The sequence below is a fragment of the Actinoplanes sp. NPDC048791 genome, from assembly GCF_040650095.1.
In the GTDB taxonomy this organism is placed as follows: domain Bacteria; phylum Actinomycetota; class Actinomycetes; order Mycobacteriales; family Micromonosporaceae; genus Actinoplanes.
In genome coordinates, this window is sequence record NZ_JBEZGQ010000309.1 from 1 (window position 1) to 8,316 (window position 8,316).

The 8,316-nt window shown below is 72.0% G+C and carries 8 protein-coding genes and 1 pseudogene; 3 read left to right on the plus strand and 6 right to left on the minus strand.

Going from position 1 to position 8,316, the window contains the following annotated elements; all coding sequences use genetic code 11:
* Positions 1–206, minus strand: a pseudogene (locus AB0C29_RS22200) (DnaK-like suppressor protein); the annotation flags it as partial.
* Between the two features lie 43 nt (positions 207–249).
* Here AB0C29_RS22200 and AB0C29_RS22205 point away from each other — a divergent pair.
* Positions 250–1,281 carry a DUF6461 domain-containing protein gene (locus AB0C29_RS22205; protein WP_360823057.1) on the plus strand — a complete coding sequence of 344 codons (1,032 nt, stop codon included), beginning with the start codon at positions 250–252 and terminating at the stop codon, positions 1,279–1,281.
* Here AB0C29_RS22205 and AB0C29_RS22210 read toward each other — a convergent pair.
* The 4 genes from AB0C29_RS22210 to AB0C29_RS22225 all read right to left on the minus strand — a co-directional run bounded on the left by AB0C29_RS22210 (position 1,261) and on the right by AB0C29_RS22225 (position 5,406).
* Positions 1,261–2,451, minus strand: a complete 1,191-nt coding sequence (locus tag AB0C29_RS22210) for a serine hydrolase (RefSeq protein WP_360823060.1) — start codon at positions 2,449–2,451, stop codon at positions 1,261–1,263. The genes AB0C29_RS22205 and AB0C29_RS22210 overlap by 21 nt on opposite strands.
* Positions 2,452–2,577: 126 nt before the next feature.
* Complete coding sequence (locus AB0C29_RS22215) at positions 2,578–4,419, minus strand: Xaa-Pro dipeptidyl-peptidase (RefSeq protein WP_360823063.1); 1,842 nt, start codon at positions 4,417–4,419, stop codon at positions 2,578–2,580.
* Positions 4,420–4,618: 199 nt separating this feature from the next.
* Positions 4,619–5,110 (minus strand): hypothetical protein, encoded by a 492-nt coding sequence (locus AB0C29_RS22220; protein WP_360823066.1) that lies wholly within the window; start codon positions 5,108–5,110, stop codon positions 4,619–4,621.
* A complete protein-coding gene (locus AB0C29_RS22225; protein WP_360823069.1) occupies positions 5,107–5,406 on the minus strand; it encodes a hypothetical protein in 300 nt (99 codons plus the stop codon). Before AB0C29_RS22225 ends, AB0C29_RS22220 begins: the two co-directional genes overlap by 4 nt.
* Positions 5,407–5,546: 140 nt before the next feature.
* Here AB0C29_RS22225 and AB0C29_RS22230 point away from each other — a divergent pair, with 140 nt between their 5' ends.
* On the plus strand, positions 5,547–6,296 hold the full coding sequence (locus AB0C29_RS22230; RefSeq protein WP_360823071.1) for a hypothetical protein: 750 nt from the start codon (positions 5,547–5,549) through the stop codon (positions 6,294–6,296).
* A gap of 72 nt (positions 6,297–6,368) precedes the next feature.
* Entirely contained in the window at positions 6,369–7,973 is a 1,605-nt protein-coding gene (locus tag AB0C29_RS22235; protein WP_360823074.1) for an FAD-dependent oxidoreductase, read from the plus strand.
* A gap of 15 nt (positions 7,974–7,988) precedes the next feature.
* Here the strand turns inward: AB0C29_RS22235 and AB0C29_RS22240 are convergent.
* Positions 7,989–8,316 (minus strand): hypothetical protein (locus AB0C29_RS22240; protein WP_360823077.1); only part of this gene is annotated, 328 nt, incomplete at its 5' end.

The following is an 8,316-nucleotide window of genomic DNA, read 5'->3' on the forward strand; positions in this document are numbered from 1 at the left end:
AGGTCGGCGATGCGGCGCCGGCCCGCGGCGAGCAGGGCGGTGAGCTGCGCCCGCTCGAACGCGATGGTGCTGCCCTCCGGGTCGTGCTCGTCGTCGGCGTTCGAGCTGCGGGAGGCCGCGAAGAGCTCGTGCAGCTCCTGGTCGAGCCGCTCCACCTGGGCCCGGGCCTCGGCCCGCAGGTGTCGCAGGGTGTCGTCGCGGTCCATCCCCCGACGATACGTTCCCTGACCGGGCCTAAGCTGCATTGCTGTGGATGACCTCGCGCACGCCCGGGTGCTCCGCGACCAGCTCGGGCCGACGTTCTGCCTGACCTACGTCAAGGACGCCGACGCCGCGACGGCCCTGCGCCGGCTGGGCGGATCCCCGGACACCATCCGCGAACGCGCGCCCGCGGAGGTGACCGGGCAAGTGCAGTCCGCCGAGGTCGGATCCCCCAGGATTGCCGTGGCCCTGGAGCTCGGCGCCTGGTCGGTGGTCATCGAGCCCGGCGGGGTTCTGGGCGCCGACCACGGCCTGCTGGAGGCGGCCTCGCGGGGCAGCGCGGCGGTCTCGGTGCTGCGCCACGACGCCGCCGCCGCGCACTTCGGCTACGCGGTCGACGGCACCACGATCATCGGCTTCGACCCCGGCTACCCGGCCGAGGAGACGGTCTGGGGAGCCGACCCGGGCATGCTGCGCCACCTGATGGACGCGCTGGGCCTGCGGGCGCCGACCGACGAGTACGAGCCCACCTGGCCGGACGCCGAGGCCCGGGCGATCGTGCTGGCCCAGCGGATCACCGGCGCCCGGCTCCCGGACCAGCCCCTGTCGGCCGCGCGGATCTCGGCCGAGCTGGAGCCCTGGTTCGTCACCGCGGCCACCGCCGGAGACCTGCTGCGCGCCGGCCGGCGGACCCCGTACGCCGCGGAGCTGGTCACCGCCGCGGAGGCCGCCGCGCCGCAGCTGCAGCGGTCCGTCGCGGTCGCGGAGGTACGCCGGCAGGCAACGCTCCTGGGCCTCGCGGACACCCCCGGCCTCATGCCGGCCATCGCATCCACGGACCCCGTGGCACCGGACTCCCCGCTGGGTAAACAGGTGCGCGAGTGGCTGGCCGCCGGCCGACGGGCAGGCCGTGACTCCGCGTTCCCCTGGTTCCTCACCGCCCTGCGGGGCGTACGGGACGCGGACCCCCGCGTGGCCCTGCTCGCCGCGCTGAAGCCGTACACGTCGGGCCTGCCCGGTCTCGCGGATGAGCAGGCCCGGACCGCGGTCCTCGCCGCCCTAGCCGACCAGGCTCGCTGACCGCCCGCTCAGCCGGGCGGTGATCGCCCGCAGCGCGGCGACGGTCTCCGCGTCCCGCTCCGCGTCGTCCTCGGTCGGCCAGGCGCTGCACTTGACGATGACCACGTCGGCCGCCGGGTCGACGAACAGGTACTGCCCGTGCACGCCCAGCCCGGTGAACGCGCCACCGTCCAGCGTCCACCACTGGTTGGCGTAGCCGTAATGGTCGTAGCCACTGGGGCCGAGCGCCCCGATCGCGAGATGCGCCACGTCGCGGACCCCGCTGCGGGCCACCCAGTCGCGGGGGACGATCTGCTCGCCGTCCAGGACGCCGCCGTGGGCCATCAGGAGCCCGAGCCGGGCCACGTCCCGCGCGGTCGCGTTGAACGAGCCGCCGCCGATCGCCGTACGCGGCCGGGAGCGGGACAGCCAGTAGTAGGCGTCGCGATCGGCGCCGATCCGGCTCCACAGGCGGTCGGTGGCGTACCGGGCCAGGGACCGGCCGGTGGCGGCCTCGAGCACCCAGCCGATGAGCTGCGCGTCGAGGGTGGAGTAGTTGAACCGCTCCCCCGGCGCCCCGGTGCGCCGGGCCGACCGCAGCACGTCCTCGACGCTGCCGCGGCCCAGGCAGGCCTCCTCGAAGCGCTTGATGTCCGTGCCGGGCACGTCCCACTGCTCGATGTCGCCGACGCCGCTGCTCATCGCCAGCAGGTCGGCGAGGGTGGCGGACTCGTAGGCCGTACCGGCGAAGTCGGGCCGGTAGTCGATCACCCGGTCGGTCAGGGCGCCGATCGCGCCGTCGGCCAGGGCGATGCCGACCAGCATCGAGGTCAGCGACTTGGACAGGGAGAAGAGCTGGAAGCGGGCCCGCGGACCGGCGAAGGCACCGGGGTACGACTCGTGCACGAGCTCGCCGCGGTGCAGCACGACGAAGGCGGTGGTGAAGGTCCGGCGGTGCAGGTCGGCGAGGCTCAGCTCGGCGCCGCCGAAGGTGTACGTCACGTCCAGCGGGCGGGCCCGGCCCGGCAACGGCCGGTGCACCGGGCCGCGGGCGACCCGCTCGGTGGGCAGCAGCCAGTTCATGTGGGTGAAGGTCCACTCGTTGAACGGCCGCCGCATGATCAGGTCGCCCTGGCGCTCCCACCAGGAAGAACTCGGCTGAAGGTGTTGCTGGTCGATGACACTGGTCATAACAGCCCCCGCTGTCCGATCGACGGTGCGTACGCATTACGTAACGCCTCGGACATGACTACGGAGTGGATCGGCGAATCGTTCGGCCCGATGGAATGAGTTTTTCACGGCCTGTCCAGGGCCGGATCAGCTGGACAGCGGGAGCACCACCCGGGACACCCCGAGCCGCACGCCGACCGTGGTGCCGGCCGGGTAGCGCAGCGTGTGGTCGCGTTCGGTGGAGATGAGCACGAGGCCGATCCGGTGCCCGGCCGCGAACACGTGGTCCTGGGTCTGCAGGTTCCAGCTGAAGGTGTACGTCTTGCCGGCGCGCACCGGCGTGCTGCGCGCGGCGGAGAGCCGGTTGCGCACGTCGAGCCAGCCCCGGGTGACGATCTCCGAGTCGGTGCGCGTGGTCACGTACTCCCGGCGGTTGAAGCAGCCCGGATCCTCCGGGATGCCGGGGCCGACGCAGTCCTGCACGGGCAGCGACCGCAGCCCGGCGAAGCGGTCGGCGGGACCGTAGTCGACCAGCAGCGCGGTGAGATAGGGCGACGGGCCGTCCACGTCGGCCCGGATGGTGACCTTCGGCGTGCCGGAGAGCCGGGTCTCGCGGGTCAGTGGCTCGGACAGGTAGGCCAGCCTGTTCGGGTCGGTGGCGAACTCGTCGTCGGCCAGCTGCTCGGCGGTCTGCGCCGGATCGTCGACGAACGACTCGCGGGTGCCGAAGCCGGACGGGGTGCGGCTCAGCGTGCCGCCCGCGCGCGGGAACATGGCGGTCGGCCGGGTGCCCGGCACGGGCCAGGACCGGGCGGTACGCCAGACGGTCGGCGCCACCTCGACGTCGGCCATCGGCTCGCGCATGACGCCGGTGTCGATCCGGTAGAGCCAGAAGTCGAACCAGCGGTGCAGCGTGCTGAGCCACTCGGCCCGCCGGACGTTGAACGGGTCGGTGTGCGCGGCCTGGTGCAGCCAGATCTTGCGCGGCACGTGCCGCTTCGCGAGCGCGTCCCACCACTGTCCGGCCTGCGAGGTCCGCACGTTGTCGTCGTGCAGCCCGTGCACGAGCAGCACGCTGGCGCGCACCTTGTCGACGTCGCGCAGGTAGTCCCGCTCGGCCCAGAAACGGTTGTAGTCGCCGGTGATCCGGTCCTGGTCGCGTTCGATCGCGGCCATGACATCGGCGCAGACCTCGGGATGCTCCCGGGTGAGCACTGCTTTGGCGAGCACGTCGGTGTCCTCACCCTGGAACCCGCCCGGAGCCACGACGCCGCCGTTGGCCCGGTAGTAGTCGTACCAGCTGGAGATGGCGGCGATGGGCACGATCGTCTCCAGCCCCCGCACCCCGGTGGCGGCGACGGCGTTGGGCAGCGTGCCGTTGTAGGACACCCCGATCATGCCGGTGCGCCCGGTCGACCACCCGGCCCGTACGGGGGCGCCGGCCTCGTCGAACGCGGCGGCCCGCCCGTTGAGCCAGTCGACGACGGCTTTCATGCCGAGCGTCTCGTTGCGCCCGCCCGAGGTGGGACATCCGTCCGACCCGCCACTGCCGAGACTGTCGGCGAAGACGACGGCGTAACCGCGGGGCACGAAATAGTTGTCCAGGTAGCCGGCGAAGGTCACGGTCTCGGCCGCCCGGTCGGCGCCGGTCACCCCACTGCGGCGCGCGCCGGCGGCGTCCCGGTCGATGTCGTCATGATTCGGTACGTCGTTGAGCCCGGCGTAGTACGGACTGGCCTGGAAGATGACGGGCACCCGGCGCTCGGTCCGCGGCCGGATGATCCGTACGGCGACCCGGTCGGGCAGCCCGTCGGCGTCACTGTCCACCGTGGTCTGCACCCACACCCGCTCACGCACGGCCTGGGTGTAGTCGTAGGTCGGCTCGGTGCCGGCTACGGGAGCAGCCTGCGCGACCGAGGCACCGGCGACCACTGTGAGCAGGGCGGTGCCGGCGGCCAGGGCACGCACCAGGAATCGAACGGAACGCATCGACGCACGCCTCCGGCACTCGGAACCAGATACCGGCCCGACCCTATCGTCTTTGATCGATGTGCGGGGGAAGCGCGACGCGTTCCGGACGCGTCGCCAGTTCGAGGAGAAAGCGCGACGCGGACCGGCCATTCCTTCGATCTACCGGATGCCGGCAGCCAGCAGAGGTAGCCGCCGCCCCGCAACCGGCCCCAGGCGATCAGGCCGCCGGACTCGGGGTGGATGGTGCCGATCGGTCCGTCACCGGCGGCGCGCAGCTGGGCCACCCGGTCACCGAGCTGCTGCAGTTGCGCGAAGAAGTCGGTGGCGGAGCCGTCCGGCGCGGACACAGTCGCCGGCCGACCGACACCGCGCCCAGCGTGTCGATCAGACGATAGAAGTCCGGCGGTGTTGTTCTCCCGAGCCGAGCATCCACAGCGTCCCAGTCGACGGCGGATCTCGGGCCCGGCGCGACCACTGCTTCCAGCTCGGCGACCGCGTTCACCGGCTCGGTCAGCGGCGTGCGCGCCTCACCCTCCAGCCAATAGCTGGCCCGCGGCCGCGCCCGGGTGGCGGGAGCGTAGGAGGACGGGCCTCCGGCGGGCTTGAACGCGACGAAGGTCGGTGGCTGGCGGGCCTCGGCCACATAGGCCAGCATCGGCACCGCCGACGGGACCGTGGTGATCGCGCGCATGAACTCAGCGGTGCTCAACCCGCGACCCCACCCAGGGCGGGATGGAGCGGATACGGGAAACCCTTCTCCTCGGCGTCGTCACGAAGCAGGGCGTATCCGCCCACCTCGGCGGCGTACGTGGCCGGATCCGCCTCGGCGGACGGATGCAGGATCTTCAGGAAGCTCTGGAAGACACCCGGCGGGAACAGCGAGCACAGCTCCCGGAACTCCGCCGGGTAGCGCAGACCGATGGCCTGCTCGATCCCCGTCCAATCCAGTTCGGTGGGCGGTGCCACCCATCCCACGTCCGCGCGGACGTCCGGCAGAGCACTCATGATCACTTCCGATTCTCGGTCAGGCACTCCGGACCGGCTCGTCGCCCGGCGTATCGGTTGGACACGGTAGTGAACCGGCACGATCTTCTGGCCGAACCGCCTCGTGCCGGACCGCACGCCCGAATGCCAGAGTTCCTCAGGTGACCTACGAACACGATGAGGAAGCCCGCCGCGAGGCCGCCGACCACGCTCTGAGCGAAGCCGATCTGCGGCAGCTGGCTGCTCAGGTCGCCGCCAAGCGGACAAGCCTGGGCGAGGACGGTTGGCGCGGCCAGTCGATCGCGTTCGCTCCCGCGAACTGGGCCGGGCTGATCGACGGCATGCCCCTCACTCAGCCGGGGAGGATCTCCCGCGGCGAGGTCTTCGACATCGCGGCCCGGGGATCGGTGGTCGATGTCTTCACCGCGAGCTTCGTCTGGGGCAGCGGCAAGCGCGGCTACGGCCCCACCCGCTGCCGCACCATCCTCGAGCTGGCCGGGACCGACCTCGAACGGTCACTGAAGCACGCGGCTTCGGCGCAGGACCCGATCGCCGCCTACGCGATCCTGTACGGCGGCTACGACCCGAAGAAGCGCGCTCAGGCAGGCGTTGCGGCGTGGGGCCGGCTCGGCGGGTACGGCCCGGCGTTCTTCACCAAGTTCCTCTACTTCACCACCCCGGGCGCCCTGATCCTGGACCACCGGCTGGCCACCGCCGTGCACCGGCTGACGAAGATGCCGTACCTGGTCACCTCCAGGGGCCGGTCCCGCGCCTGGAGTCCGTACCGCTATGCCGTGTATCTGCACTGGATGCACCAGACCGCGCACCGGCTGGCCGTCGAGCCGGATCTGCTCGAACTGACGCTCTTCGAACCTCCGCCGGCCGGGCCTGGTATCGACATGGGTCAGTAACATCTTTTGCGGCTGGGTGTCATCGGGCGGTCACAGAATCGGCGGACCGTGACCCGATCCTCGGAGGCAGCGATGGTCCACGATCTTCCCGGTGTCAGCCGGCGGCGGTTTCTGCAGTCTGTCGGGGTCAGTGGGGGTGCCGGCGCCCTGTTCGCCACCATGGGTGCGCTCGGTCTCGCCCCCGCCGCCGCCTCCCCCGCGCCGCCGTTCCAGGCCCCGCGCCGGTCCGACTTCACGCTCACCGGGCGCAGCGCCAAGAAGGTCGTGGTTCTCGGTGGGGGCGTCGCCGGGCTCGCTTCCGCGTACGAGCTGGGCAAGGCCGGCTATGACTGCACGGTGCTGGAGGCGCGCGGCGTCGTCGGTGGGCGCAACCTCACCGTCCGGGGCGGCACCACCGAGACCGATCTGGACGGGAGTACGCAGCGGGCCGCGTTCTCCTCCGGCGTTTATCTCAATGCCGGGCCGGCCCGGATCGCGCAATGGATGGTGACGCTGGACTACTGCCGCGAGCTGGGCGTGCCGATCGAGCCGTTCGTCAACGCCAACGCCGACGCGCTCATCTACAACGAGGCGGCCGGGATGCTGCCCGGCCGGCCGGTGCGCTATCGCACGGCCAAGGCCGATGTGTACGGCTACGTCGCCGAGCTGCTGGCCAAGGCCACCGACCAGGGTGCGCTCGACGCCCGGCTGACCGCGCAGGACAAGGAGCGGGTGCTGGCGTTCCTGCAGGGCTTCGGGGCGATCGGCGGGCGCGCCGACGACTGGGCCTACCGGGGCGGCGGCCGGCGGGGCTTCGCGAGTTATCCGGGGCCCGGCACGGATGCCGGGACGCCGCTGGCCGGGCCCGGGTCACTGGCGGACGTGTTCGCCAGTAACGTCGGCCGCTACTTCAGCTTCGAGTTCGGTTACGACCAGGCCATGATGATGTTCCAGCCGGTCGGCGGCATGGACCGGATCCCGTACGCGCTCAGCCGGGCGGTCGGCGCCGGCCGGATCCGGCTCGGCGCGGAGATCACCGCCCTGGAGGACCGGCCCGGCGGCGTACGCGTGACCTACGTCCAGCGGGGCCGCACCCGTACGGTCGACGCCGACTTCTGTGTCGCCGCGCTGCCGCCGCATCTGATGGCCCGGGTCCCGCACAACCTCGGCGCCGGGGTACAGGCGGCGCTGGGCTCGTTCCCGGCCACCGCCGCCGGCAAGATCGGGCTGGAGTACCGGAGCCGCTGGTGGGAGAACGACCTGCGGATCTACGGCGGCATCACCGAGACCGACCTGGATCTGGCCCACGTCTGGTATCCGTCGCACGGTTTCCACAACGACCGGGGGCTGATCGTCGGCTACTACAACACCGGCGCGAACGCCCGGGCCTACGGTGCGCTCACTCCGGAGCAGCGGGCTCTGCGGGCGGTCGAGCAGGGAGTGAAGATCCACGGCGAGAAGTACCGGAGTGAGCTGGCGGCGTCGTTCTCCGTGGCCTGGCAGCGGATGCGGCACCTGGAGGGCGCCTGGACCGCACCGCCGTACGGCACGCCGGGCTACAACCTGCTGCTGGAGCCGGCCGGGCGGGTGTACTTCGCCGGGGACTGGCTCAGTCACGAGGTGGCTTGGCAGCACGGGTCGTTCGTCTCGGCCCGTGCTGCCGTCACCGCCGTGCACCGCCGGGTGATGGCGGGCTGACCGGATGGCGGCCGGTCAGTTGTCGCACGCGATCTTGTTGCCGTCGGTGTCCAGCTTCTGCCGGTCCGCGGCGGCCACCTTCAGCTTCTTGAAGCCGTGCTCGGCCAGCCAGGCGCACTTGTCCGTGGTGCCCGGCGGGAACGTCCACGGGACGCACTGGGTGACCTCGCCGTAGTTGTGGTCGCAGCCGTCCACGTTCGGCCGTACGAAATGCGTCCTGGTCGGGGACGGCAGCGGCTTGAGCGGCTTGACGCCCGGCTGGCCCGCGTAGTTCTGCACGAACGGCTCGGCCACCGGCTCGGCCGGGCCGCCGGCCGGCGCGTCCGGTGGCGACGGCACCGCG

Excerpts from the sequence above, each read along its gene's own strand:
- AB0C29_RS22210 (WP_360823060.1), bottom strand. The coding sequence starts at position 2,451 with ATGACCAGTGTCATCGACCAGCAACACCTTCAGCCGAGTTCTTCCTGG.
- AB0C29_RS22225 (WP_360823069.1), bottom strand. The coding sequence starts at position 5,406 with ATGAGTGCTCTGCCGGACGTCCGCGCGGACGTGGGATGGGTGGCACCG.
- AB0C29_RS22215 (WP_360823063.1), bottom strand. The coding sequence starts at position 4,419 with ATGCGTTCCGTTCGATTCCTGGTGCGTGCCCTGGCCGCCGGCACCGCC.
- AB0C29_RS22235 (WP_360823074.1), top strand. The coding sequence starts at position 6,369 with ATGGTCCACGATCTTCCCGGTGTCAGCCGGCGGCGGTTTCTGCAGTCT.